The sequence below is a fragment of the Microbacterium sp. RG1 genome, assembly GCF_005347485.1.
Classification (GTDB): Bacteria; Actinomycetota; Actinomycetes; order Actinomycetales; family Microbacteriaceae; genus Microbacterium; species Microbacterium binotii_A.
In genome coordinates, this window is sequence record NZ_CP034121.1 from 162,335 (window position 1) to 187,545 (window position 25,211).

Below are 25,211 nucleotides of genomic sequence, written 5' to 3' on the forward strand. Positions count from 1 at the left end.
GGCCCTGACGGGTCAGTTGATGGTCAGGAGCTGGTGCCCCGCGGAGACCGTGGTGCCGGCGGCGGCGTTGATCGCGCCGACCACGCCGTCCTTGTGCGCCTGGATCGGCTGCTCCATCTTCATCGCCTCGAGGACGACGACCAGGTCGCCCTTGACGACCTGCTGACCCTCAGAGACCGCGATCTTGACGATCGTCGCCTGCATCGGCGCCTTCACGGCATCGCCCGAAGCGCCCGCGTTGGCGGTGGTCTGGTGCGAGCGACGTGACGGCGGCACCGCGGCGGGGCGACCGGTCTGCGCAGGTGCTGCGGCGATCCGGTCGGGCAGGCTCACCTCGAGGCGCTTCCCGCCGACCTCGACGACGACCGTGTGTCGCTGCTCGGGCTGCGCGATGTCGCCGAGTTCGCCGTCCCACGCGGGGATCTCGTTCACGTACTCGGTCTCGATCCAGCGCGTGTAGACGCCGAAGACGCCGTCTTCGGCGGTGAACGCCGGCTGACGCACGACGTCACGGTGGAACGGGATGACGGTGGGCAGGCCCGCGACCTCGAACTCGTCGAGGGCGCGACGCGCCCGGGCGAGCGCCTCCGCGCGGTCGCGGCCCGTGACGATCAGCTTCGCCAGCAGCGAGTCGAACGCGCCCGAGACGACGTCGCCCGCGGTGACGCCCGAATCGAGACGGATGCCGGGGCCGCCGAAGGTCTTGAAGACCTTCACCGGACCGGGCTGGGGGAGAAAGCCCCGTCCCGGGTCCTCGCCGTTGATGCGGAACTCGATCGAGTGGCCGATGGGGGCCGGGTCGTCGTAGCCGATCAGCTCGCCCTCGGCGATGCGGAACTGCTCGCGGACGAGGTCGATGCCGGTGACCTCCTCGGAGACCGTGTGCTCGACCTGCAGGCGGGTGTTGACCTCGAGGAAGGAGATCGTCCCGTCCGCGCCGATGAGGAACTCGCAGGTGCCGGCACCGAGGTAGCCGACCTCGCGCAGGATGGCCTTGGACGACTCGTAGAGGATGCGGTTCTGCTCCTCGGTCAGGAACGGCGCCGGCGCCTCCTCGACGAGCTTCTGGTGGCGGCGCTGCAGCGAGCAGTCGCGCGTAGAGATCACGACGACGTTGCCCGCCGCATCCGCCAGGCACTGGGTCTCGACGTGGCGCGGCTTGTCGAGGTACTTCTCGACGAAGCACTCGCCGCGTCCGAACGAGGTGATCGCCTCGCGGGTCGCGGACTCGAAGAGCTCCGCGACCTCGTCGAGCTCGCGCGCGACCTTGAGGCCTCGGCCGCCGCCGCCGTAGGCGGCCTTGATGGCGATGGGCAGTCCGTACTGCTCGGCGAAGGCGATGACCTCGTCGGCGCCCGAGACGGGGCCGGGGGATCCCGGGGCGAGCGGGGCGCCGACCTTCTCGGCGACATGACGGGCGGTGACCTTGTCGCCGAGCGCCTCGATGGCGTCGGGCGAGGGGCCGATCCAGGTGGCGCCCGCGCCGATCACCGCGCGGGCGAAGTCCGCGTTCTCGGCGAGGAAGCCGTATCCGGGGTGCACCGCGTCGGCACCGGCACGGCGGAGGACGGAGAGGATCTTCTCGATCGAGAGGTAGGTCTCGGCGCCGGTGGTGCCGTCGAGGGCGTAGGCCTCGTCGGCGAGACGCACGTGGAGCGCATCCCGATCCTGGTCGGAGTAGACCGCGACGGAGGCGATCCCGGCGTCACGAGCGGCACGGATGATGCGTACGGCGATCTCGCCGCGGTTCGCGATGAGGACCTTGGCGATGCGAGGCATGAGTGCCAGCCTAGCGAGAGGTTGCCGTGTCTTTTTGACCGAACTCCACAAGAACAAATAAATCTGTTCGGGAGAACCTACAACCGTCCCGACGCGGGTTCAGTCGGTGGAGGGTCCCCACAGATCGGTCCACGTCACCCCGAGCTCGCGGCACAGGGTCCGCAGCGTGGACAGCGACATTCCGACCACCGTCGACGGGTCGCCCTCGACGCGGGTGATGAAGGGGCCGCCGAGACTGTCGACGGTGAATGCGCCTGCCACCAGCAGTGGTTCGCCCGTCGCGACGTAGGCGGCGATCTCCGCATCCGTGACATCCGAGGCGAAGGTCACGGACGCCGCGGCGACGGCGTGCGCCTCGACGGGCGCTGCGCCGGGCGCGAGCCGGATCACGCTGTGCCCCGAATGCAGCACGCCCGTGCGGCCGCGCATGTCGTGCCACCGGGCCGTCGCGGCTTCCGGCGTGTAGGGCTTGCCGAGGATCTCGCCGTCGAGCTCGAACATCGAGTCGCCGCCGATCACGACGCCGTCGAAGTCCTCCCCGTCCTCCTCGAGCGCGGCGACGACGGCCGCCGCCTTGCGCCGCGCGAGCAGCAGCACGTGCTCCGTGGGGGTGAGCGTGCGCTTCTCCGCGGCCTCGACAGCGGCGACCACCGCCTCCTCGTCGACGTCGGGGGCAGCGGTGCGCGGTTCGATCCCCGCCTGGCGAAGCAGCATGAGCCGGGCGGGCGATGTCGAGGCGAGGAGCACGCGCATCCCTCCACGGTAGCCCGTCGTCCGTGCGCGCCGCCGGAGCGGGGGTCGCCGCTGGGCGGGCGTGTGCGAAGCTCGAAGGATGGATGCCGGAACGCACCTCGAGCTCGAGATCACCGATGTCGCCCACGGCGGCGTCTTCGTCGCGCGGCACGGTGATGAGCGTCGCGTCGTCTTCGTGCCGGACACCCTGCCGGGCGAGCGCGTGCGAGTGCGTCTGACCGACACATCCAAGAAGTCCTTCTGGCGGGCGGAGGTCGTCGAGGTCCTCGACGCATCGCCGCACCGGCAGCCGCATGTCTGGGCGCAGGCCGACCTGTCGGTGCCCGCCGAGGACCGTCCCGGCGGTGCGGACTTCGGCCACATCGTCCTGCCCCAGCAGCGGGCGCTCAAGCTCCGCGTGATCGAGGACGCTCTGGCACGCATCGGACGGCTGTCGCTTCCGGCGACCATGGAGGCGGCGCACACGAGCGCGACCGGCGAGACCGAGAGTGCGGACGGTACCGGGTGGCGCACGCGGGTGAGCCTGCACGTCGACGCGGAGGGGAACATCGGTCCCTTCGGCGCACGCAGTCACCGGGTCGTGCCCGTTCGCGAGCTGCCGCTCGCGACGTCGGCCATCGCGGATGCGGCGGCGGGGCTGGCCCGCGCGAAGCCGGGGCGCGTCGAGCTCGTCCAGCCCGCCGACGGCCGGGTGCGGGTCATCGCGCGACCCGACGCACGTGAGCGCGCCGCGCGACCCGAGGTGGTCACCGAGCGGGTGGGGGAGCGCGCCTTCCGCGTGGATGCGGGCGGGTTCTGGCAGGTGCACCGCCTGGCGGCGGGCACCCTGACCGCGTTGGTGAGCGACGCGCTCCACGACGTCGGCGTGGATCCGGAGGGGTGGCACCTCGACCTGTACGGCGGCGTCGGGCTGCTCGCGGCCGCGATCGGGGACGCCGCAGGGCCCTCCGCTCGCATCACGAGCGTGGAGTCCAACGCCCGCGCGACCGAGCACGCGGGGCACAACCTGGCGCAGTGGGTGGGCGCACGGGCCGAGACGGCGCGGGTGGAGCGGTGGGTGGCCGACCTCGCGAACAATGCGAGCAGCGATCAGCGCGCCAGACTCTCTCGAGGGGTCGTCGTGCTCGACCCGCCTCGTTCGGGCGCGGGCAAGGACACCGCGCGCGCGATCGCCGGGCTCGAGCCGGCCGCCATCGTCTACGTCGCGTGCGACCCCGTCGCACTCGCGCGGGACCTCGCCGAGTTCCGCCTGCACGGTTATGACGCCGAGGCGGTCCGCGGGGTCGACCTGTTCCCGCACTCCCACCACGTCGAGGCGATCGCCACTCTTCGGCGGACGGGCGCACGGCTAGCATGAGCGCATGACGCGCGTCGCCTTCATCGACGACCACGAGTCGGTGCGGCTCGGGGTGGAGGCCGCCTGCGCGCGGACCGGCACGACCGACGTCGTCTACTCCGGAGCATCCGTCACGTCGTACCTCGCGTGGCGCGCGGACGGGGGAGAGCAGGCCGACGTCGTGGTGCTGGATCTCACCCTCGGCGACGGCACCACGGTGACCGAGAACGTCACCCGGTTGACGGGCGACGGCTCGGCGGTGATCATCTACAGCGTCGCGGATCGGCCCGCATCCGTGCGCGAAGCCCTGCTCGCCGGAGCGGTCGGCGTCATCAGCAAGGCCTCGCCGATCTCGGACGTCGTCGGAGCGATCGCGACGGTGGCCAGGGGCGACGTGCTGAACACCGTCGAGTGGGCCAGTGCGATCGAAGGGGACCGTGCTTTCGCGGATGCCCAGCTCTCGACGCGCGAACGCGAGGTGCTGAAGCTGTACGCCGCGGGGCTTCCTCTGAAGATCGTGGCCGATCGCCTGGGTATCGCCTTCTCGACGGCCAAGGAGAACATCACGCGCATCCGCGTGAAGTACGTCGAGGTCGGCAGGCCCGCTCCCACCAAGGTCGACCTGCTGCGGCGCGCGCTGGAGGACGGACTGCTCACGGAGCAGTCGGTGGGCGCCCATGACCGATAGTCGACCGTTACGGGTCCTCCGCGAAGAGCTCGAGAGCACCGGCATCCCCGGCATCGCCTCGTTCACGCGGGAGCGGGTCGAGCGCGTCATGGCGGTGTCGGTCGCCCTCGCCTTCGGCGCACTCGGCGCGCAGGCCTTCTTCGCGGCCCTGGGGGCGCGGGACGTGCGGGAGGGGTGGGAGCTCGCTCTCATGCTCGTGGTCTTCGTCCCGTTCGTGGTCATGGAGGTCACGTTCTTCACCGGCCGCTTCACGCTCTTCGGCGGGCGCTTCTTCGTCGTCGCCTACACCGCGTCCCTCGTCGTCTGGCCATGGGCCACGGCCGGGTCGGAGACCGCGATCACGTATCAGCCGTGGATCTACTTCCTGGTGACCGTCGCCACCGTGGCGAGCGTCATCGTCTTTCCTCGTCCCGTCCACGTCGCGATCACCGTGCTCCTGCCGTTCGTGTACGGGCTCGTCCGGATGATCGAGCTGCGCTTTGTGGCGGATGCGTGGATCGCGGTGTCGCTGGACACCTCCTTCTCCCTCATCCTGGGGAGCGTTCTGATGATGCTCGCGTGGACGTTCCGCACCGCGTCCTCGACGATCGACGAGCGGCGCCTGCGCGCCGTGAGCTCCTACGCGCAAGCCGCCGCCGTGAACGCCACGGAACGCGAACGCGTCGCGGTCGCGGCGCTCATGCACGACAGTGTGCTCGCGGCGCTGCTGGCCGCGGAACGTGCCGAGACGCCGCGTGAGCGCGATCTGGCCGTCTCCATGGCCCGCGAGGCCCTGACCCGGCTGGCCAACACCGATCGGGATGTCGGCGAAGGCAGCGACGCGCCGGTGCCGGCGGAGGCGATCGTGGCCGACATCCGGCGGACGATCGATGATGCACACTGCCCGGCGGAGCTCGTCGTCGACCTCGACCCCGACACCCCCGAGGTGCCCGGCCGGGTTGCGCGGGCGCTGGCGCTCGCAGCAGCGCAAGCCATCTCCAATGCGGTGGAGCACGCCGCGGGGGCGGGGCTCGTGGTGCGCGTCAGCGGCAGCGCGCGGCCCGGCCGTGTGGTCATCGTCGTCGCCGACAGCGGGCCCGGGTTCGACATCGACGACGTTCCCGCTGATCGGCTCGGCATCCGTGCATCCATCCTGGCGCGGGTGAGCGCGTTCGGCGGGAGCGCCGACGTGGTCTCGTCCAAGGACGGAACCCGGGTGACGATGACGTGGCGGGCGGTGGGCCCATGATCAGCATCCGATTCGTCGTCATGATGCTCGGCCTCGCCTTCACGGGCTTCCTCGTCGCGCGCGCCTCCTGGGTCACCGGCCCCGTCAGCGAGCCGCCGCTGCTGTGGACGGCGCTCATCGTCTTCCTCGTCGTCGCGTGGTTCTGCATCTTCTGGGGGATGACCTCGGGACTGCGCACGCGCAGCCAGGAGATCACCGTCGCGCGAGGCAGCGACCGGCTTCCCATGTGGCTGTGCGTGGCGGCACTGCTGGTCTCCATGGTGCTGCCGCCGCTCATCTCCGCGGCGATCCCTCTCGAGGCCCGCACCGAGCAGTACGCCACGTGGTACATCGGAGGCCTGGGGGCTCTGATGACCATCCTCGTCATCCGCCGCAGGCCCTGGGCGGCCTGGAGCGGCACCGCGGTGCTCGCGGGGTGGCCGATGGTGCTCCTCGGGCCGATTCCCGCGCTCGGTCTCGGACTGGTGGGTTCGGTGGTCTGGGTCACCGGCGCCCACTTCTTCACGTTCGCCCTGGACCGCGCGGCGCGCGACACCGAACGGCTCGGCGAACTGCAGCGCACCGCATCGGCCGTGCAGGCGGCGCAGGGGTCGCAGCAACGGGAACGGCGCATCCAGGTGCAGCGCGCGCTCGCCGTGGCCGGTCCGGTGCTGGCGCGCACGATCGCGACCGGCGGCCGCCTCTCGGAGGACGAGCGCACCGATGCCCGCATCGCCGAGGGTCGTCTGCGCGATGAACTGCGCGGGCCGCGTCTCCTGGACGCCGATGTGCGCGAAGCATTGGATGCGGCGCGCAGGCGCGGTGCCATGGTCACGATGTTCGACGAGGGCGGTCTGGACGGGCTTGCCGAAGAGCAACTGCACGTCATCCGCGCCGAACTCGCCCAGACGCTGCGCTCGGCGCGATCCGAGCGCCTCTACATCCGCACCTCGCCCGACGAGCGGGTCGCCGTCACTGTCGTCGGACGCGCCTCGTCGACTCTCGGTCTGTCCGACGAGGACAGCGTGGATCTCTGGCGCGAGATCGAGCACCCGGCCGGCTGAGTCCCGCGGTCCTGCGAGCTGCGGTGCACCTGCACCGTCAAAAGGAAAGGAGACGAGGGGCGGCGAGTCGCTCGCCCCTCGTCTCCGGGCGAGTGGTTACCCGAAAACCACCCGCAAGATCGAACCCGGTTGGTGCACCCTGACGGTCAACGGGCCGATCGAACGCGAAGATGCGTTCCAGCTCCTCCAGTATGCGAACGGGGCGCGGGGAGTGTCTGTAGGTACTTTGGGGGACACCTGCGTCGGCGCCCTCCGGCGTCCCTCAGCCGCTGTATCCGCCCCATCCGGCTTCACGCCGGAGCGGCTGTCGGAGCCCGCGCTGCGACAGTGACCATGCGGAGCGCCGGATCGGCTCGGCGGCCACCGCGCCCTGCTCCTCCTGCCGGTAGGCGGCGGCGACGACCGCGATCGCCGCCGCGAGTTCCACCTCGTCCGGATTCCCCTTGCGTACGTCGATCCGCAGCGTTTCGCCGGTTTCCTCGAGGGTCATAGCGGGATGTTCCCGTGCTTCTTCGGCGGCAGGCTGGCGCGCTTGCCGCGCAGGGAGCGCAGCGCCTTCGCGATCGCGACGCGGGTCTGAGCGGGTTCGATGATCCCGTCCAGCTCGCCGCGCTCGGCCGCGAGGAAGGGGGATGCCACGTTGTACGTGTACTCGTTCGCCAGCCGTGCACGCACCGCGGCGACGTCCTCGCCGGCTTCTTCGGCACGCTTGATCTCGCCGCGGTAGAGGATGTTCACCGCTCCCTGCCCGCCCATGACGGCGATCTCCGCGGTCGGCCAGGCCAGGTTGATGTCGGCGCCCAGCTGCTTGGAGCCCATCACGATGTAGGCACCGCCGTAGGCCTTGCGCAGGATCACGGTGACGAGCGGGACGGTCGCCTCGGCGTAGGCGTAGAGCAGCTTCGCTCCGCGGCGGATGACGCCCGTCCACTCCTGGTCGGTGCCGGGCAGATAGCCCGGCACGTCGACGAGCGTCACGATCGGGATGGAGAACGCGTCGCAGAACCGGACGAAGCGGCTGGCTTTCTCTCCCGCGTCGATATTGAGCGTTCCCGCCATCTGCGAGGGCTGGTTGGCGATGACGCCGACCGTGCGGCCCTCGACCCGGCCGAAGCCGATCACGATGTTCGGGGCGAAGAGGGGCTGAACCTCGAGGAACTCCCCGTCGTCCACCACGTGCTCGATGACCTGGTGGATGTCGTAGGGCTGGTTCGGCGAGTCGGGGATCACCGCGTTGAGCGCGCGGTCCGCATCCGTCGTTTCGAACTCGAAGACGCCCTCGTAGCCCGGGACCTCGGACATGTTGTTGTCGGGGAGGAAGCCGATCAGCGTGCGGGCGTAGTCGATCGCGTCGTCCTCGTCCTCGGCGAGATAATGCGCGACGCCGGAGCGTGTGTTGTGCGTGAGGGCACCGCCCAGCTCCTCCATCCCGACGTCCTCGCCCGTGACGGTCTTGATGACGTCGGGTCCGGTCACGAACATCTGGCTCGTCTTGTCGACCATGATGACGAAGTCGGTGAGGGCGGGGGAGTAGACCGCTCCACCCGCCGCCGGACCCATGATGAGCGAGATCTGCGGGATCACGCCGGATGCCGCGGTGTTCAGGCGGAAGATCTCGCCGTACTTGCCGAGCGCCACCACGCCCTCCTGGATGCGGGCTCCGCCCGAGTCGAGGATGCCGATGCAGGGGCAGCCCGCGCGCAGCGCGAACTCCATGATCTTGATGATCTTGTCGCCGGCGACTTCGCCGAGCGAGCCGCCGAAGGTGGAGAAGTCCTGCGCATACACGGCGACCGTGCGGCCGTGGATGGTGCCGGTTCCGATCACGACGGAGTCGCCGTACGGACGCGAGCGCTCCATGCCGAAGGCCGTCGTGCGGTGACGCACGTACTCGTCCATCTCCACGAAACTGCCGTGATCGACGAGCAGCTCGATGCGCTCACGCGCCGTGAGCTTGTCCTTCGCGTGCTGTTTCGTCTGGGCGTTCTTCTCGGCGTCGACGACCGCTTCCTGATAGCGCTGGCGCAGGTCGGCGATCTTGCCTGCGGTGGTCGAGAGGTCGGGGCTGTCCGTCACGCGTTCCACCCTATCGGCGCCGCCTCCCCTGGCGTTGGAGGGTGTCGACAGGTGTGTGCGGCATCCGCTGTCGGCTGTCTCAGATGCTGTCGCCGTGAGGCGCGAGCTCACGCTGTCAACGGGGGAGTGCGATCGGGGGTCGCGAGTATCGTGTGGCCCATGCCGATCCCCGCCGATGGATACCCTCTCGCCGCCGCTGTCAGCCCCCGGGTGCAGGTCGTCGAGACGACCGACTCGACGAACGCGGATGTGGTCGCCGCGGTCCTGGCGGACGACGCCGGGTGGCCGCATCTGTCCGTGCTGGTGACGACCGACCAGCGTCGGGGCCGCGGCCGGTTGGACCGTACCTGGGTCACGCCGGCCGGTACGGCGCTCGCCGTCTCCGTGGTGGTGCGCGTGGGCGCTCTGCCCGTTCATGCGCGGGGGTGGATCCCCCTGATCGCGGGCATCGCGATGACGCGGGCGATCGCCGCGCAGCTACGCGGCATGCCGCAGGCGGTGGGGCTGAAGTGGCCCAACGACGTCCTCGTGGACGGGCAGAAGATCTGCGGCATCCTGGCGGAGGCCGTGCCCGGCGAGTTCGACGCCGTCGTGGTCGGCGCAGGGGTCAACACGCGGATGCCGCGGGTCGATCTGCCCGTGGCGACGGCGGTCTCCTTCGCCGCTCTCGGGCAGGAGGCCGATGAGGACAGGTTGCTCGCCGACTACCTGAGCGGTCTGGACGACATGCTCATGGCTCTCATCGACGCCGACGGCGACGCGGTCGCTGCGGGCATCCAGTCCGCTGTCGACAGCGTGTGCACGACGCTGGGTGGCGACGTGGCGGTGTCGCTGCCCGACGGCACGACGCTGGAAGGTCGGGCCGAGCGCATCGATGCGGAGGGGCGACTGGTCGTGTCCGCCGGCGGTGCGGAGGTCCCCGTCGCGGCAGGAGACGTCACGCACGTCCGGTAGGTGCCGCCGCGTCGCGTGATGGCGGGCGTGTGAGCGACGTGTGCGCGGCGCCGCAGGGCACAATGGGAGGGTGACGCAGCCGACCGGATTCGGGGTCCGCCCGCCGACACCCGCACCCGGTGTCGCGGCGCCGGAGCGTCGTATCGTGCGCACCCGCCGGCACGCTCGGCGACTCTTCTGGTGCGCCCTTGTGCTCATCGGCGTCGCCGGTGCCGTGGGTTACTTCCTCGGGAATCTGCCGGCGCCGTTCGAGGACTGGATGCTGTTGGTGGCCGCCGGACTCGTCGTCCTGGTGCTCGTGGTCGTCCCCTTTCTCGCCTGGCTCTCGCACACCTATACGGTCACGACGCGTCGTGTCATCGAACGTTCGGGCGCGTTCGGGCGGCGTTCCCGCGAGCTCAGCCATGTCCGCGGCTATCGCATCACGGTGCGCAGAGGTCCGCTGCAGCGGCTCTGGCGCACCGGGACCTTGATCCTCGATGACGGAGTGGAGCAGCCGCTCGTCATCCGCCGCATCCCGCAGGTGCAGTTGGTGCACGAGGTGCTCGTCGACCAGGTCGAGGTCAACCAGATCCTCGCCCACCGCGACGCGCAACCACTTCCCGCCCCGCCCAGCGCCCCCGCCTGATCCGCCGCCGTCCCCACGGTGCCCGTAGCGGGTGCCGGCGTGAGGAAGAATGGTCAGCGTCCGGAAGGGGAATCATGGCGGTGCGCGTGGGAGTCGTGGGCGGCGGACAGCTTGCCCGGATGATGATCGCTCCGGCGGCGGAACTCGGACTCGAGATCCGCGTGCTGGCCGAGTCCGAGGGGATGAGCGCGGCGCTCGCCGCGACGGCGGTGGGCGACTACCGCGACCTCGAGACGGTGCGCGCGTTCGCCGGCGACGTGGACGTGCTGACCTTCGATCACGAGCACGTGCCGCAGGATGTGCTGCGCGCGCTGGTCGCGGACGGCGTCCCCGTGCATCCCGGCCCAGACGCGCTGCGGTTCGCGCAGGACAAGCTCGAGATGCGCGAGCGGCTGACGGAGCTCGGCATGCCCCAGCCCGACTGGGCGCGCGTGGAGAACGTCGACCAGTTGCAGGAGTTCCTCGACGACCACGGTCATCGCGCGGTCGTGAAGACGCCGCGCGGCGGCTACGACGGCAAGGGAGTACGTGTCGTGTCGGCGGCGACCGAGGCGCAGGACTGGTTCACGGCGCTCGCAGAGGACGCCCGCGGCGGCGCTCTCCTGGTCGAGGAGCTCGTCGACTTCCGCCGCGAGCTGGCGCAGCAGGTCGCGCGGCGCCCCTCGGGCGACATCGTCGCGTATCCGGTGGTCGAGACGGTCCAGCGCGACGGTGTGTGCGCCGAGGTCGTGGCCCCTGCGCCCGGCGCACAGGGCCGAGTGGCCGCGGAGGCCGAGCGCATCGGCGTCGCGATCGCGGACGGCCTCGGAGTCACCGGGATGCTGGCGGTGGAGCTGTTCGAGACCACCGATGAGCGACTGCTCGTCAACGAGCTCGCCATGCGTCCGCACAACAGCGGGCACTGGAGCCAGGACGGCGCGGTCACGAGCCAGTTCGAGCAGCACCTGCGCGCCGTGCTCGACCTCCCGCTGGGTGACGTGGGCGTGCGCGCGCCGTGGTCGGTGATGATCAACATCCTGGGCGGGCCCGCCGAGGGGACGCTCGAGGACCGCTTCGGTGCGGCGATGTCCGCGCATCCGGCGGCGAAGGTGCACACCTACGGCAAGGCTCCGCGCCCCGGCCGCAAGGTCGGGCATGTGAACGTCGCCGGCGACGACCTCGACGACGTGGTCTACGAGGCGAGGGCCGCCGCCGCGCACTTCCTGGACTGACGGGTCCGACCTCGCGCGCCGTTGCGGTGATCTTCCAGTGATGCCGCCTAGCCTTGTCGGGTGACCCGGCCGCTGCATTCCTCCGAGGCGCCCCTGGTCGGCGTCGTCATGGGCTCCGATTCCGACTGGCGTGTGATGAACGAGGCCTCGGCCGCTCTCACCGAGTTCGGCATCCCGCACGAGGTGGAGGTCGTCTCGGCGCACCGCACTCCCGAGAAGCTGCACCGCTACGGCGTCGATGCGCGCTCGCGCGGGCTGCGGGTGATCATCGCCGGTGCGGGTGGTGCGGCGCACCTGCCGGGAATGCTCGCTTCCGTCACGCCCCTTCCCGTCATCGGGGTCCCCGTTCCGCTCGCGACCCTGGACGGTCTGGATTCGCTGCTGAGCATCGTGCAGATGCCGGCCGGGATCCCGGTCGCGACCGTCTCGATCGGCGGGGCGCGCAACGCTGGAATCCTTGCAGCGCGGATCCTGGGCGCAGGGGATCCCGGTATCGCCGATCGGCTCGAGTCGTACGCGCGCGAGCTGGAGCAGATCGTCGAGCAGAAGAATCAGCGGCTGAAGGACTCGTTGTGAGCGCCGTGAGTCCGCCGCGCCCCGGCCAGCGTCAGGCGGCCGCGCCGGTGGTGAACCCGTACCCGCTCCGCTATCCCGACAGCTCGTCACGAACCGTGATGACGCGACGCGCATGGTGGCTCGTCGTGCTGAACCTCCTGGTGCCGGGCTCCGCTCAGGCGCTGGCGGGCAACCGTCGGCTGGGACGGTTGGGCCTCGGTGCCACGCTGCTGCTGTGGGCACTCGCGCTCATCTGCGCGGTGATCGCGCTGATCGATCTCGGTACGTTCGTCGATCTCGCCACGGGTGCGTGGGTCCCGGGATGGCTCGCTCTGCTGCGTCCGGTGCCCATGCTCGTCGTGCAGGGGATCCTGTTCCTCTACGCCGGGCTGTGGATCGTCCTCACGATCGACACACTCCGTCTGGTCCGACTCGTGAAGATCCAGCCGTGGGCTCGGCTGGCGACGTCGATCCTCGCCATCGGCGCCCTCGTGCTCGCGAGCTCGGGCGCCGTCTGGGCATCGAACTCGGTCGGCGCCGCACGCGACGCGCTCGGTACGGTCTTCACCCAGACCGGACCCGCGGTGGAACCGATCGACGGTTACTACAACATCCTCCTGCTCGGCGCGGACAGCGGCGAGGGCCGCGACTCCATGCGTTTCGACAGCATCTCGGTCGTCTCGATCAACGCGGAGACCGGCGCCACCACGATCTTCGGAATCCCGCGCGACATGCCGAACTTCCCGTTCGCTCCCGGGCCGATGCAGGACAAGTACCCCAACGGCCACGAATCGCACCCCAGCCCCACCTGCGGGTGGGGCAGCGGGATCAACCAGCTGCGTACGGAGGTCGAGGTCTGCCAGGACGGCAACTCGATCTATCCGGATGCGGTCGCCAACGGCTCCGAGCCGGGAGTCGAAGCGACGAAGGACGCCGCGGAGGGCATCCTCGGCATCCAGATCCCCTTCTACGCGTTCATCGATATGGATGGTTTCGCAGCTCTGATCGATGCGCTGGGCGGTGTCGACATCACCGTCAGCGAGCGACTGCCGAAGGGCGGCGGCCCCGCTTACGAGGGTCAGAGTGCCGAGGAGTGGGCGACCGGGTGGATCGAGCCCGGCGAGCAGCATATGGATGGCGACACCGCGCAGTGGTACGCCCGTTCGCGCTATACGACCAACGACTGGGACCGCATGCTGCGTCAACGTCAGCTGCAGGAGGCGATCCTCGCGCAGTTCACCCCGGGCAACGTCCTCAGCCGGTTCCAGGACGTCGCCGCAGCGGGCACCCACCTCGTCAAGACGGACATCCCGCAGACCATGCTCGGGTACTTCGTCGAACTCGCCATCAAGGCGAAGGAGCAGCCGGTCACGCCGATCGAGCTCACGCCCCAGGGTGGGATCGACGATCGCAACCCGGATTACGACAAGGTGCACCAGATCGTGCAGCAGGCGCTCTATCCGCCGACGCCCTCCCCGACTCCGGAGGGCTGAGAGCATACCGGTGCGGTGAGCTCCCAGAAGCCGACGCGAACGGATGGGTAGTCTCGAAGGATGACCGTCACGCTCCGCCTCGTGCTCGATCAGCTGATCGATGTGGTCGATCCGGATGCCGCCGAAGCCGCGCGGGAGATCGCCGCAGCCCTCGTGAAGACCGCGCCGCGCGGGTGCGCTGTGGGCGCGATCGTGCCGGCCGGTGCGGAGGGCGCTGCGGCCGAGATCGCAGGCCTGGCGGATGTCTGGCGCGCACCTCTGGCGCGGCCCGCCTTGGCCGCGTCATGGCAGCTCGGGATCGCGCCCGGCATCGGCGGAGGGCTCATCCATGCGCCGGGACCGCTCGCGCCGCTGGTCCGTCACGATCGCGTCAACGACAACGATCAGACCGTCGTGACGCTGTGGGAGCTGTGCGCGTGGGAGGTTCCGGGTGATCTTCCCCGTGGTGCGGTCGCTGCCCAGCGGGCTCTCCTGCGCCGAACCGAGAAGTTCGCCGACGCCGTCGTCGTTCCCACACACGCGCTGGCAGCCAAGCTCGTCGAGGTCGCCCCGCGGCTGGCGGGGCGCATCCGGGTCATTCCGGGAGCCGCGCCGCAAGGCTTCGCGGTTCCCTCGGATGCGGTCGGCCGGCGTCGCGAGCTCGGCGTCATGGAGGACGTCATCGTCGTGGCGGGCTCCCGGTGCGACGACGCCGCCTTCGCGGCGGCCTTCTCAGCGATCGGTTCCCGTGGATGCGACCGCAGCGTCGTCGTGATCGACGCCGCGGCTGAGGACAAGGACCGCGTCCGGGATCTCGCTTCGGCAGCAGGACTTCCGCCCGAGCGGGTCAGCGTCCAGCCCCATCTGGGCGCGCCCGATCGAGCGGCCGTGCTGGATGCCGCGAGCGCGCTGGTCTCGCCGTCTGCACTCAGTGCCTTCCCGTGGCGCGCGGTGGAGGCGCTGACACTGGGGGTGCCCATCGTGGCCATGGCCTCCGCGGTCCACGAAGAGGTGCTCCTCGACGGCGCGCTCACGGCCCCCGTCGAGTCCTTCTCAGACGCGCTCGGGCAGGTTCTGGCGTCGGAGGAGAGCAGGAAACGATACGCGGTCCGCGCGGCGGACCGCGGCCGCGCCTTCTCCTGGCGTGATCACGCCGAAAGGGTCTGGGCACTGCACTCGGAGCTGTAGCGGCGCGGCGCGGCAGCAGGGGACGGCGGGCGTGTGAGAGTAATCCGGGGCGTGCTGCGCCCCGGCGCCCCGCGCCCCGCACAACTCTGGTGAACATGCGTAACTTGCGTCACACTCGTCACATGCGTCCCCTCGGCCTCGAGCCCGGTCGCAGCCGCTGGGTTGCGATCCCCGCCTTGATCGCGCTCGCTCTGGGGCTCCTCCTTCCGGTGACGGCGACCACGGTCGCCGTGGCGGCGGAGCCCGCCGCATCCGTCGCGACGGCGACAGCGGGTGTGGCGCAGGAGGCGATCCCGACGAGCATCGTCAAGGCTGCGGATCTCAGTCAGTTCGATCCGTCGAACATCATCTCCGACAAGCTCTTCTTCGACGGCAACGCCATGACGGCGGCCGAGATCCAGTCGTTCCTCGATCAGCGCATCGGCACCTGTTCCAACGGCAAGTGCCTCAACGTCTCCACCGCGAGCATCTCCTCACGCGACGCGCGGGTCTCCTCGTCCACGGGGAACCTCATCTGCAGCGCGATCCAGGGCGGCACGATGCGGGTATCGGAGCTGATCTACCGCGTGCAGGTCGCGTGCGGCATCTCCGCCAAGGTCATCCTCGTCACTCTGCAGAAGGAGCAGGGGCTGACCACCAGTCGCGCTCCGAGCGACTGGAACCTCAACGCGGCAATGGGACAGGCCTGTCCCGACACCGCGCCATGCGACCCGGCGTTCAAAGGCCTCGGGCCCCAGATCGTCGGCGGCGTCACCCAGCTCAAGACCTACTCCGCCGCTCGCTTCGGCAAGCAGCCGGGGTCCAACTACATCCAGTACAACCCGAACGCCGGGTGCGGCGGCACGACGATCAACATCCAGAACTGGGCGACGGCTTCGCTGTACACGTACACGCCGTACCAGCCCAACGCGGCGGCGCTCGCAGCGGGCTACGGGCTGGGCGACGGCTGCTCGAGCTACGGCAACCGCAACTTCTACCAGTACTACACGGACTGGTTCGGCTCCACGCAAGGCCGTGACACGAAAGACGACCCCTTCGGCAATGTCGAACTCGTCCAGACGAAGTTCGGAAGCTTCCGTGTCGCCGGATGGGCGATCGATCCGAACACGAAAGACCCGATCGACGTCCACGTCTACGTCGACGGAGTCGGTTATCCGGTCAAGGCCAACCAGAGTCGAGCGGACGTCGGTTCGGCCTTCCCCAGCTTCGGAAGCAACCACGGATTCGACGCGGAGGTTCCCGCTTCGTCGCTGGGCAACGTGACGATCTGCCTGTACGCGATCAATGTGGGAGCGGGGGCGAACACGACGCTCGCGTGCACCGTGCGCGAGTCGCGCGGCGGCTCCCCGGTGGGCTCTCTCGACGCGGTCACGGGGGGCGACAGCAGCGTTCAGGTATCCGGATGGACTCTTGACCCGGACACCCCGGACCCGATCGACGTTCATGTCTACGTCGATTCGGTTGGGACTGCTGTCCGCGCCGACAAGACTCGTGCCGACGTGGGCGCCGGCTATCCTGCGTATGGCGCTGAACACGGCTTCTCGGGATCGGTTAAGGCAGCACCGGGGCTTCGACAGGTATGCGTTTACGCGATCAATAAGGGCGGCGGCGTGAACTCGCTGCTTGGCTGCAAGACAGTCACCGTGACGGGCGAGCCGGATCTGGGTCGTAATCCGATCGGCGGGTTCGAGGCGGTTTCGGTGTCGGGTTCGAGCGGAACGGTGGCGGGCTGGGCATTGGATCCGGACACGGTCAAGCCGATCGCGGTGCACATCTACGTGAACGGTGCGGGTAAGGCGTACACGGCTGATAAGACGCGGCCGGATATCGCGGCGGTTTATCCGAGCTACGGTGCGTCGCACGGGTTCTCCGAGCAGGTGGCGTTGACGCCGGGCTCGAATGAGGTGTGTGTCTTTGCGATCAACAATGGGGCGGGGGCGAACACGTCTCTGGGTTGCAAGACGGTGACAGTCGCGGAGCCGGATCTGGGTCGTAATCCGATCGGCGGGTTCGAGGCGGTTTCGGTGTCGGGTTCGAGCGGAACGGTGGCGGGCTGGGCATTGGATCCGGACACGGTCAAGCCGATCGCGGTGCACATCTACGTGAACGGTGCGGGTAAGGCGTACACGGCTGATAAGACGCGGCCGGATATCGCGGCGGTTTATCCGAGCTACGGTGCGTCGCACGGGTTCTCCGAGCAGGTGGCGTTGACGCCGGGCTCGAATGAGGTGTGTGTCTTTGCGATCAACAATGGGGCGGGGGCGAACACGTCTCTGGGTTGCAAGACGGTGACAGTCGCGGAGCCGGATCTGGGTCGTAATCCGATCGGCGGGTTCGAGGCGGTTTCGGTGTCGGGTTCGAGCGGAACGGTGGCGGGCTGGGCATTGGATCCGGACACGGTCAAGCCGATCGCGGTGCACATCTACGTGAACGGTGCGGGTAAGGCGTACACGGCTGATAAGACGCGGCCGGATATCGCGGCGGTTTATCCGAGCTACGGTGCGTCGCACGGGTTCTCCGAGCAGGTGGCGTTGACGCCGGGCTCGAATGAGGTGTGTGTCTTTGCGATCAACAATGGGGCGGGGGCGAACACGTCTCTGGGTTGCAAGACCGTCACGGTCGCGAGCGCGCAATCCCGTCCCCCCTTCGGGAACGTCGAACTGGTCGCTCCCGTGGCAGGCGGCGTTCGGGTGGCGGGTTGGGCGCTGGACCCGGACACGACGTCCTCCATCCAGGTCCACGTCTACGTGGGCGCAGCGGGAACAGCTATCACGGCGAGCAGCGCTCGCCCCGACGTAGGCGCTGCCTACAAGCTCGGCGACGCGCACGGGTTCGACACGGTAGTACCTGCCGCTTCGGGGACATACAACGTCTGTCTCTACGCCATCGATAGCGCCGGTGGATCGAATACGGGCATGGGATGCCGGTCGGTGACGGTGCCCTGACGTCACCCGCTGCATGTGAGAAGCCCCCGGCGCTGCCGCCGGGGGCTTCTCACATGCAGCGGGTGTCAGACGGCGGAAAGATACGCGTGCAGCGCGTCCGCAGCGTCGGGAGCGTTGTAGCCGGTTGCCTGGATCTTGTCGAGGTCGAGGACGCTGTTCGTGGGCCTCGGGGAGATGGGGCTCGCGGCGTTGGCGAAGTATTCCTGGGTGCTGACGCCGGTGATGCGGGCGGGGTCGTGGCCGGTGAGCTCGAACACGCTGCGGGCGATGTCGGCCCACGTGGTGGGTTCGCCTGCGCCGGTGACGTTGTAGACGCCGTAGGGTGCGCTGGTTTCGAGCAGGTGCGCGATGGCCGCGGCGATTTCGGGTGTGAAGGTCAGGCGTCCGGTCTGGTCGTCGACCACCTTGGGGTCGATACCGCGCTCCGCGAGGCTGGCCATCGTGCGCACGAAGTTACCGCCGTCTCCGATGACCCAGCTCGTGCGGATGATGTAGTGGCGGGGGACTGTCGCGGCCGCGACGTCGCCGGCGGCCTTGGTCTGGCCGTACACGCCGAGGGGTGCGAGGGCATCCGTCTCCGTGTACGCGCCTGTCTTGGTGCCGTCGAACACGTAGTCGCTCGAGACGTGCACGAGGGTGATTCCGTTTGCCGTCGCGATGCGGGCGAGCGATGCGACCGCGTTCGCGTTCGCGGCCCACGCATTCGTGCGGCCTTCGGGTGTTTCGGCTTTGTCGACGGCGGTGTAGGCGGACGCGTTGATGATCGTGTCGTAGTCGCGCCACCGCCGGGCTGTCTCGAGGCCGTCTGCGGTGATGTCGAGATCGGTGCGGGTGGCGTACTCGAGGTGCGCGGCGTCGCCGAGACGCACGCGCAGGGCGCGTCCGAGCTGACCGTTCGCGCCGAGCACGAGCGTCTTCTTCGGCGGGATGGGGGTGACGTCTGCGAGGCGGGGGTGGTTCTTGTCCTTTTCGCTGATCTCCACCTCATCGAGCGGGATGGGCCACTCGATCGCCGCGGTCTCGTCCGCGAGGTTCAGGAACGAGTACGCGGCGGTGGGGGACCAGTGGTCGTTGACGAGGTAGGTGTACGCCGTGTCCGCTTCGAGGGTCTGGTACGAGTTGCCCACGCCTCGCGGCACGAAGATCGCCTTCGAGGGGTCGAGCTCGGTCGTGTAGACCGCACCGAAGGTGGGGCCTTCGCGCAGGTCCACCCACGCGCCGAAGATCCGGCCGGTGGCGACGGAGACGAACTTGTCCCACGGCTCCGCGTGGATGCCGCGCGTGGTGCCGACGGCATCGTTGAAGGAGATGTTGTTCTGCACGGGACCGAAGTCGGCAAGTCCCGCCGCCACCATCTTCTCGCGCTGCCAGTTCTCTTTGAACCAGCCGCGGGAGTCGCCGTGCACCGGCAGGTCGAAGACGACGAGGCCGGGGATGGTGGTCTCGGTGACGGTGAGTTGCTTGCCGAACTCCGTCATCGTCACTGTCCTTTGCTGGCGTAGAAGGCTTCGACGCCGTCTTTGGTGGGTGCCCACCATGCTTCGTTGTTGCGGTACCAGTCGATGGTGTTGGCGAGGCCGGTTTCGAAGTCGCTGTAGGCGGGCATCCAGCCGAGTTCGGTGCGGAGTTTGGTGGAGTCGATCGCGTAGCGCAGGTCGTGGCCGGCGCGGTCGGTGACGTGGTCGTAGGCGTCGCGGGGCTGGCCCATGGTCTCGAGGATGAGTTCGACGACGTCTTTGTTGTTCTTCTCGCCGTCGGCGCCGATGAGGTAGGTCTCGCCGATGACGCCCTTGTTCAAGATGGTGAGCACGGCGGAGGAGTGGTCGTCGGCGTGGATCCAGTCGCGCACGTTCTCGCCGGCGCCGTACAGCTTGGGGCGGATACCGCGGATCACGTTGGTGATCTGGCGGGGGATGAACTTCTCGACGTGCTGGTAGGGGCCGTAGTTGTTGGAGCAGTTGCTGATCGTGGCGCGGACCCCGAACGAGCGCACCCATGCCCGCACCAGCAGGTCGGAGCCGGCTTTGGTGGACGAGTACGGGGAGGACGGGTTGTAGGGGGTGTGCTCGGTGAACCGGGCCGGGTCGTCGAGTTCGAGGTCGCCGTAGACCTCGTCGGTGGAGATGTGGTGGAAGCGCTTGTCGTGCTTGCGGGCGGCTTCGAGCAGCGTGTACGTGCCGATGATGTTCGTGTCCAGGAACGGACGCGGATCGTGCAGGCTGTTGTCGTTGTGGGACTCGGCCGCGTAATGCACGACCGCGTCGACCTGAGCGAACAACTCATCGACCAGGGCCGCGTCGGCGATATCGCCCACGACCAGCCGAACCCGGTCCTCGGGAAGACCCGCCAACGACGCCCGGTTACCCGCGTACGTCATCTTGTCGAGCACGATCACCTCGTGATCGGTGTTCCCCACGACGTGGTGCACGAAATTCGAACCAATGAACCCGGCCCCGCCGGTCACGAGAAGTCTGGACACCCGTCCAGAGTAACGGGTGGGGGTGGCGCGAGTTTGTCAGGGCCCTGCGTGATGGGAGGATGTTCGCATGCGCGGAATCATCCTTGCCGGGGGAACCGGCTCGCGGCTTCATCCGATCACTCTCGGCGTCTCGAAGCAGCTCGTGCCGGTCTACGACAAGCCGATGATCTACTACCCGCTATCGACGCTGATCCTCGCCGGCATCCGCGACATCCTGATCATCACGACGCCTCAGGACTCCGAGCAGTTCCAGCGCCTGCTCGGCGATGGGACGCGGTTCGGTGTTTCGATCACCTACAAGACGCAGCCGTCCCCGGACGGGCTGGCGCAGGCGTTCATCCTGGGCGAGGAGCACATCGGCGATGACTCGGTCGCGCTCGTGCTCGGCGACAACATCTTCTACGGGCAGGGCATGGGGACACGCCTGCGTCAGTACAACAGCCTCACGGGCGGCGTCGTGTTCGGTTACTGGGTCGACGACGCGACGGCCTACGGTGTCGTGGAGTTCGACGATCACGGCAATGTCGTCTCGCTGGAGGAGAAGCCGGCCGTCCCGAAGAGCAACTACGCGGTTCCGGGGCTCTACTTCTATGACAACGACGTCGTCGACATCGCCAAGGCGCTCAAGCCTTCGCCTCGCGGTGAACTGGAGATCACGGATGTGAACCGTGAGTACCTCTCGCGCGGGCAGCTCAAAGTCGAACTCCTGCCGCGCGGAACTGCATGGCTGGACACCGGGACGTTCGACTCGTTGAGCGAGGCGACGGACTTCATCCGCACCGTCGAGAAGCGTCAGGGGCTGTCGATCGGCTGTCCCGAGGAGGTCGCTTGGCGCATGGGCTTCCTCACCGACGACGAGCTGCGCACCCGCGCCGAGCCGCTGGTCAAGAGCGGTTACGGACTCTATCTGCTCAAGGCTCTTCAGCAAGGCCACAACTGAGGTCTCGTAGAATCGTGGGGTTTGTTCCGTACCAAGATGGAACAGACCCGCACCGAGGGAAGCGAGATACGTGAAACAGAACAAGTCCGGCGCGGTCCTGCCGGCGCCGCTCTCGTTTCCGTCCGATGCCGACCGACTCGTCGTCTACGCGATCGCTTCCGGCCGCAACACGGTGGACCGGTATGTCTCACGTGCTCTGGCGGCGCTACGGCCGCACGCGACGGCGCTGACGGTTCTCGTCGGTGCCGAAACGGGTTCGGATGTGCTCTCCGCTCTGCGCGAGGTCGCGGATCACGTCGTCACGTTCTCCGGGGAGTTTCGTGCTGCCTACTACGAACTGGCCAGAGTCGCGTCCGGGGGATTCGATCAATATGGTGAGGTCCTCCTCACCGGCGACGGGTGGTACGGCCCGGGACGATCGGGACTCGGTGAACTCTTCACCCAGTCGGCCGGCGCCGAAGTGCACATCTGGGAACTCATCGAGCAGGAAGACGACGCGCGGCGGAGCTTTCCTGAGCAGGGGTTTCCTGTCGTCGCCGAGCCCTATCTGTGGACTGTCCTGCGGCCCGGCGTCTACTCGTCGCCGCTCTGGTCGGCGGATTCCGCCCGTCCGTTGAGCGCGAGGGCGCGCGCTGCCGGGCTCGTCGTGTACTCACGGTTCACGGCCGCGAGTTTCGGAACGGGCGATCCCGCCGTCTTCGCGGCGGATCGTCTCGTGCAGGCGGGCGCTCCTGTGTTTCCCCGCGCGCCTTTCGTTCAGTATCCGCCGTATCTCCAGCAGTTCGCCGTGATCGGTCGCGAGCTGCTCCACGTGGCGGAGTCGGAGGGATTCGTCGTCGACGAGATCCTGCAGAATCTGGCGCGCACGCTCGCGCCGAGGGCGATGAGTGCCAACCTCGCCATGCTGGAGATCATCCAGCGAGATGCTGCGCCTGCCCGGTTCGAGGGGCGGCTGCGCGTAGCCGTGGTCATGCATGTCAGCGACGTGGCGGGCGCGAGCGCGGTGCTCGCGAGACTGCAGGCGCTCCCTCCTGGATACCGTCTGATCGTCACGACAACCAACGGCGTGACGGCTCGGCGGATGACCGAGCTGGTCAGCGCGATCGAAGCCCCCAGACACGGGACCTTCGAAGTCCGCGTGACTCCGTCGAACCAAGGGCGAGACATGAGCGATATGTTCATCGCCTGTCGCGACGTGCTCCTCGACGGCTCGTGCGACGTCGTTGTGAAGGTCCACGCGCGCCCCCGCAAGCGTAAGACGATGATCATGGACCGCTACTTCCGGCGTTATCAGCTGGAGAACCTCCTGGACTCCGAGGCACATGTGTCCGCCATCCTCCGCATGTTCGAGCGCGAGCCCGGACTCGGGCTCGTCTTTCCTCCGATGATGCACATCGGATACCAAATCAGCGGGCGTGGATGGGCAAAGTATCGACCGGCGGCCGGCGCCCTCACTCGGCGACTTGGCATCCGCGTCCCGCTGGACACGGTGTCCCCGAACGCGCCGTTCGGCGGGATGTGGTTCGCGCGACCCGAGGCTCTCTCTCTTCTGGCCAGAGAGCGGTGGTCGTACCGTGACTACAACAGATCACGAACGGTCGACCTGGGCCGGCTCCAAGAACGTCTGGTGACAGCAGCGGCCGGTGAGGTGGGATATCACTCGAGGACGGTGCTCACCGCCGAGCATGCGGAGATCAGCCACACCGCGCTCGAGTTCAAGGTCGATCAGATGTTCTCCACGACGACCGGGTATCCGGTCGATCAGATCACGCTTCTGCAGCGGGCGGGGCACACTGGACGAGGGGGACTCGTCGGACTAAGCCGGATGTACCTGAGGCTCAATCATCCGCACTTGTCCCGAGTGATCCTCCCGGTGATGGCGCTGGCGGAGCGTGTGTGGCATCTCGGGAGCCGAATCTCGGCGATCGGGCAGGCGCGGGAGCGGGCGCGGACCTCGAGAAGGGGCGAACGGTGAAGACCGCAGAGTTGATAGTTACTCAAGGCCGCGCGGCGTCTCGGTTCCCGATCGGCGGAAAGCGGTTGCTCATCTACGTGGTCTACGACCGTCGCGGCGACGTCGAGGACTACATTCCCTACGCGTTGGCGCATCTTCGCGACCACTGTGACCGAATCCTCGTTGTCGTCAATGGGTTGCTGACGGATGCCGGTCGCGCGGCGCTCGCGCCGGTCGCGGACGAGATCATCGTCCGCGAGAACCGCGGATACGACATCTGGGGTTACAAGGCAGGGCTCGACGCGGTCGGGGAGGCGATCGCGGAGTTCGACGAGATCGTGCTCGCCAACGACACCTGGTTCGGCCCCGTGCGTCCGTTCGGGCCCGTCTTCGACCGCATGGACTCGCACGAGTTGCACTTCTGGGGAATGACCGACCACGTCCGTGTCGAACCCAACCCCTTCACGCGGAAGGACTACCTGGCGTACCACTTGCAGTCCTACTGGCTCGCGGTCCGAAGTGAGATGTTCCTCTCCGAGGAATGGGTGGATTACTGGCGTGATTTGCCCCCCATGGACAGCTACAGCGATGCTGTCGTCAAGCACGAAGCGGTCTTCACCGAGCGGTTCACGGCGTACGGTTTCTCAGGAGAGGTGGCGTTTCCGACGCTCACCGACCGGATCGAGAACCACGCTGTGCTCTACGCGGAGCAGCTCATCGATGAGGGGTGTCCCACGCTCAAGCGGCGCCCCTTCTTCCAGTCACCGCCCTACCTCGACCATCTGGGCGTCGTTGCCCGATGGACGCTCGATGCCGCAGCCCGTCACGGATATCCGATGGAGCTCATCGCGACGGATCTGGCACGAAACGTCGAGCCGCGCACCCTGAACGCCGACGCCGCACTGATGAGTGTTCTGCCGACGGACTCGTATGTAGACGGACCGGATATGACCAGCCCACTTCGGGTCGTGGTCGTCGCGCACATCTTCTACGACGAGATGACCGATGAGATCCTCGACAAGGTGGAGCTGCTCCCCGGCAACTACGATCTGGTCGTGACCGTGCCCGAGGAGGAGAAGGCACAACGTATCCGGGCTGTCATCGATCGGCGGCCGGCTCGGGGCGAGTACGAGGTCCGGGTCGTGGAGTCCAACAACGGCCGCGATCAGAGCGCCTTCCTGATCGGCTGTCGTGACGTCATCCTCAGCGATCGTTATGACGTCATCGTGAAGGTGCACTCCAAACGCACCCCCCAGGACGAGTCCAACGCATCTTCGCACTTCCGTCGGCAACAGTGGGAGAACCTGCTGTGCACGCATGGATATGCCTCCGAGGTCCTCCAGCTCTTTCGCACGCAGCCGCGACTGGGCCTGGCCTATCCGCCGATGGTCCACATCGGGTACGGCACGATGGGTCACGCATGGTGGGCGAATCGACCGTCCTTCGTCGAGATGTGCGCGCGCTTGAACATCCGAGTTCCCGTCGACGAGGGTTCTCCGCTCGCGCCCTATGGATCGATGTACTTCGCGCGTCCGGCAGCGCTTCGTGTGCTCGCCGAGCACGAGTGGCAGTACCGAGATTTCGGTGGGGAGGATGCCTACGTCGACGGCGGCCTCGCTCATGTGCTCGAGCGGATGCCGTCTTACGCAGCCGGTGAGCGCGGGTTCTACACGCGGACGATCGCGAACCCCGAGTACGCCGCGATCAGCCACTCGGTGCTCGATTACAACCTCGATCAGATGTCGAGCACGATGCCCGACACCACCATGCACCAAATCGACTTTCTCAAGCGGCTGGGCGATCTAGGGCGGGGCACCGGCGAGGACTTCCTCTACATCCTCGCTCGTCTTCGTCGCCCGGAGCTGGAGCCGAAGCTCGCCGCGTTCTTCGCTCGGGCGCGCCGCGCGCGCAACATCGTGCGGTCGTGGCTGGGGCGTTGAGGGTGGCATCACCAGACGGGCGATCAGCCGGAAGCGCCGAGC

The 25,211-nt window shown here is 68.3% G+C and carries 21 protein-coding genes; 14 read left to right on the plus strand and 7 right to left on the minus strand.

Annotated elements, in window-relative coordinates:
• Positions 1–12: 12 nt before the first annotated feature.
• Positions 13–1,779, minus strand: a complete 1,767-nt coding sequence (locus EHF32_RS00725; protein ID WP_137416338.1) for an acetyl/propionyl/methylcrotonyl-CoA carboxylase subunit alpha — start codon at positions 1,777–1,779, stop codon at positions 13–15.
• 99 nt (positions 1,780–1,878) lie between these two features.
• Positions 1,879–2,532 (minus strand): Maf family protein, encoded by a 654-nt coding sequence (locus tag EHF32_RS00730; protein ID WP_137416339.1) that lies wholly within the window; start codon positions 2,530–2,532, stop codon positions 1,879–1,881.
• A 79-nt stretch (positions 2,533–2,611) separates the two neighbouring features.
• On the opposite strand from EHF32_RS00730, the gene EHF32_RS00735 reads away from it, so the two are divergent.
• The 4 genes from EHF32_RS00735 to EHF32_RS00750 are packed head-to-tail and all read left to right on the plus strand — an operon-like array spanning position 2,612 to position 6,827.
• Positions 2,612–3,889 (plus strand): class I SAM-dependent RNA methyltransferase, encoded by a 1,278-nt coding sequence (locus EHF32_RS00735; RefSeq protein WP_137416340.1) that lies wholly within the window; start codon positions 2,612–2,614, stop codon positions 3,887–3,889.
• Positions 3,890–3,893: 4 nt separating this feature from the next.
• Positions 3,894–4,556 carry a response regulator transcription factor gene (locus tag EHF32_RS00740; RefSeq protein WP_137416341.1) on the plus strand — a complete coding sequence of 221 codons (663 nt, stop codon included), beginning with the start codon at positions 3,894–3,896 and terminating at the stop codon, positions 4,554–4,556.
• On the plus strand, positions 4,546–5,784 hold the full coding sequence (locus tag EHF32_RS00745) for a sensor histidine kinase (protein WP_137416342.1): 1,239 nt from the start codon (positions 4,546–4,548) through the stop codon (positions 5,782–5,784). Before EHF32_RS00740 ends, EHF32_RS00745 begins: the two co-directional genes overlap by 11 nt.
• Positions 5,781–6,827, plus strand: a complete 1,047-nt coding sequence (locus EHF32_RS00750) for a hypothetical protein (protein ID WP_137416343.1) — start codon at positions 5,781–5,783, stop codon at positions 6,825–6,827. Before EHF32_RS00745 ends, EHF32_RS00750 begins: the two co-directional genes overlap by 4 nt.
• Before the next feature lie 262 nt (positions 6,828–7,089).
• Here EHF32_RS00750 and EHF32_RS00755 read toward each other — a convergent pair whose 3' ends face one another.
• A complete protein-coding gene (locus EHF32_RS00755) occupies positions 7,090–7,317 on the minus strand; it encodes an acyl-CoA carboxylase epsilon subunit (RefSeq protein ID WP_137416344.1) in 228 nt (75 codons plus the stop codon).
• Entirely contained in the window at positions 7,314–8,903 is a 1,590-nt protein-coding gene (locus EHF32_RS00760; RefSeq protein WP_419144836.1) for an acyl-CoA carboxylase subunit beta, read from the minus strand. The genes EHF32_RS00755 and EHF32_RS00760 overlap by 4 nt, the downstream gene beginning before the upstream one ends.
• 159 nt (positions 8,904–9,062) lie before the next feature.
• On the opposite strand from EHF32_RS00760, the gene EHF32_RS00765 reads away from it, so the two are divergent.
• The 6 genes from EHF32_RS00765 to EHF32_RS00790 all read left to right on the plus strand — a co-directional run bounded on the left by EHF32_RS00765 (position 9,063) and on the right by EHF32_RS00790 (position 14,911).
• Complete coding sequence (locus EHF32_RS00765; protein ID WP_137416346.1) at positions 9,063–9,857, plus strand: biotin--[acetyl-CoA-carboxylase] ligase; 795 nt, start codon at positions 9,063–9,065, stop codon at positions 9,855–9,857.
• A 70-nt stretch (positions 9,858–9,927) separates the two neighbouring features.
• Positions 9,928–10,485, plus strand: a complete 558-nt coding sequence (locus EHF32_RS00770) for a PH domain-containing protein (protein WP_137416347.1) — start codon at positions 9,928–9,930, stop codon at positions 10,483–10,485.
• A gap of 74 nt (positions 10,486–10,559) precedes the next feature.
• The gene (locus EHF32_RS00775) at positions 10,560–11,696 is read left to right on the plus strand and encodes a 5-(carboxyamino)imidazole ribonucleotide synthase (protein WP_137416348.1); all 1,137 of its coding nucleotides are present in this window, start codon (positions 10,560–10,562) and stop codon (positions 11,694–11,696) included.
• 108 nt (positions 11,697–11,804) lie between these two features.
• The gene (purE, locus tag EHF32_RS00780) at positions 11,805–12,272 is read left to right on the plus strand and encodes a 5-(carboxyamino)imidazole ribonucleotide mutase (protein WP_137419060.1); all 468 of its coding nucleotides are present in this window, start codon (positions 11,805–11,807) and stop codon (positions 12,270–12,272) included.
• Positions 12,269–13,744: an LCP family protein gene (locus EHF32_RS00785; protein WP_137416349.1), complete on the plus strand. Its 1,476-nt coding sequence runs from the start codon at positions 12,269–12,271 to the stop codon at positions 13,742–13,744. Before purE ends, EHF32_RS00785 begins: the two co-directional genes overlap by 4 nt.
• A 60-nt stretch (positions 13,745–13,804) precedes the next feature.
• Positions 13,805–14,911: a glycosyltransferase gene (locus tag EHF32_RS00790; protein WP_137416350.1), complete on the plus strand. Its 1,107-nt coding sequence runs from the start codon at positions 13,805–13,807 to the stop codon at positions 14,909–14,911.
• A 118-nt stretch (positions 14,912–15,029) separates the two neighbouring features.
• Here EHF32_RS00790 and EHF32_RS00795 read toward each other — a convergent pair whose 3' ends face one another.
• The gene (locus EHF32_RS00795; RefSeq protein WP_161594041.1) at positions 15,030–15,215 is read right to left on the minus strand and encodes a hypothetical protein; all 186 of its coding nucleotides are present in this window, start codon (positions 15,213–15,215) and stop codon (positions 15,030–15,032) included.
• Positions 15,216–15,291: 76 nt separating this feature from the next.
• Here EHF32_RS00795 and EHF32_RS00800 point away from each other — a divergent pair, with 76 nt between their 5' ends.
• On the plus strand, positions 15,292–17,856 hold the full coding sequence (locus EHF32_RS00800) for a hypothetical protein (RefSeq protein ID WP_137416352.1): 2,565 nt from the start codon (positions 15,292–15,294) through the stop codon (positions 17,854–17,856).
• A gap of 65 nt (positions 17,857–17,921) precedes the next feature.
• On the opposite strand, the gene EHF32_RS00805 is transcribed toward EHF32_RS00800, so the two are convergent.
• Both EHF32_RS00805 and rfbB read right to left on the minus strand, forming a co-directional pair.
• Positions 17,922–19,334 carry a sugar nucleotide-binding protein gene (locus EHF32_RS00805; RefSeq protein WP_192900667.1) on the minus strand — a complete coding sequence of 471 codons (1,413 nt, stop codon included), beginning with the start codon at positions 19,332–19,334 and terminating at the stop codon, positions 17,922–17,924.
• Between the two features lie 2 nt (positions 19,335–19,336).
• Positions 19,337–20,335, minus strand: coding sequence for a dTDP-glucose 4,6-dehydratase (gene rfbB, locus EHF32_RS00810; protein ID WP_137416354.1), 999 nt, complete (start codon positions 20,333–20,335; stop codon positions 19,337–19,339).
• Between the two features lie 67 nt (positions 20,336–20,402).
• On the opposite strand from rfbB, the gene rfbA reads away from it, so the two are divergent.
• The 3 genes from rfbA to EHF32_RS00825 all read left to right on the plus strand — a co-directional run bounded on the left by rfbA (position 20,403) and on the right by EHF32_RS00825 (position 25,169).
• Entirely contained in the window at positions 20,403–21,275 is an 873-nt protein-coding gene (gene rfbA / locus EHF32_RS00815) for a glucose-1-phosphate thymidylyltransferase RfbA (protein ID WP_137416355.1), read from the plus strand.
• A 70-nt stretch (positions 21,276–21,345) separates the two neighbouring features.
• Positions 21,346–23,250 carry a rhamnan synthesis F family protein gene (locus EHF32_RS00820; protein ID WP_137416356.1) on the plus strand — a complete coding sequence of 635 codons (1,905 nt, stop codon included), beginning with the start codon at positions 21,346–21,348 and terminating at the stop codon, positions 23,248–23,250.
• Positions 23,247–25,169, plus strand: a complete 1,923-nt coding sequence (locus EHF32_RS00825) for a rhamnan synthesis F family protein (protein ID WP_137416357.1) — start codon at positions 23,247–23,249, stop codon at positions 25,167–25,169. The genes EHF32_RS00820 and EHF32_RS00825 overlap by 4 nt, the downstream gene beginning before the upstream one ends.
• Positions 25,170–25,211: the final 42 nt, after the last annotated feature.

What these genes read in the sequence shown, in the direction of transcription:
- EHF32_RS00725 (WP_137416338.1), bottom strand. Translation starts at nt 1,779, where the DNA reads ATGCCTCGCATCGCCAAGGTCCTCATCGCGAACCGCGGCGAGATCGCC.
- EHF32_RS00730 (WP_137416339.1), bottom strand. Translation starts at nt 2,532, where the DNA reads ATGCGCGTGCTCCTCGCCTCGACATCGCCCGCCCGGCTCATGCTGCTT.
- EHF32_RS00735 (WP_137416340.1), top strand. Translation starts at nt 2,612, where the DNA reads ATGGATGCCGGAACGCACCTCGAGCTCGAGATCACCGATGTCGCCCAC.
- EHF32_RS00740 (WP_137416341.1), top strand. Translation starts at nt 3,894, where the DNA reads ATGACGCGCGTCGCCTTCATCGACGACCACGAGTCGGTGCGGCTCGGG.
- EHF32_RS00745 (WP_137416342.1), top strand. Translation starts at nt 4,546, where the DNA reads ATGACCGATAGTCGACCGTTACGGGTCCTCCGCGAAGAGCTCGAGAGC.
- EHF32_RS00750 (WP_137416343.1), top strand. Translation starts at nt 5,781, where the DNA reads ATGATCAGCATCCGATTCGTCGTCATGATGCTCGGCCTCGCCTTCACG.
- EHF32_RS00755 (WP_137416344.1), bottom strand. Translation starts at nt 7,317, where the DNA reads ATGACCCTCGAGGAAACCGGCGAAACGCTGCGGATCGACGTACGCAAG.
- EHF32_RS00765 (WP_137416346.1), top strand. Translation starts at nt 9,063, where the DNA reads ATGCCGATCCCCGCCGATGGATACCCTCTCGCCGCCGCTGTCAGCCCC.
- EHF32_RS00775 (WP_137416348.1), top strand. Translation starts at nt 10,560, where the DNA reads ATGGCGGTGCGCGTGGGAGTCGTGGGCGGCGGACAGCTTGCCCGGATG.
- purE (WP_137419060.1), top strand. Translation starts at nt 11,805, where the DNA reads ATGGGCTCCGATTCCGACTGGCGTGTGATGAACGAGGCCTCGGCCGCT.
- EHF32_RS00790 (WP_137416350.1), top strand. Translation starts at nt 13,805, where the DNA reads ATGACCGTCACGCTCCGCCTCGTGCTCGATCAGCTGATCGATGTGGTC.
- EHF32_RS00795 (WP_161594041.1), bottom strand. Translation starts at nt 15,215, where the DNA reads ATGCTCGTCGGGATCGCCTCCTGCGCCACACCCGCTGTCGCCGTCGCG.
- EHF32_RS00800 (WP_137416352.1), top strand. Translation starts at nt 15,292, where the DNA reads ATGACGGCGGCCGAGATCCAGTCGTTCCTCGATCAGCGCATCGGCACC.
- EHF32_RS00805 (WP_192900667.1), bottom strand. Translation starts at nt 19,334, where the DNA reads ATGACGGAGTTCGGCAAGCAACTCACCGTCACCGAGACCACCATCCCC.
- rfbA (WP_137416355.1), top strand. Translation starts at nt 20,403, where the DNA reads ATGCGCGGAATCATCCTTGCCGGGGGAACCGGCTCGCGGCTTCATCCG.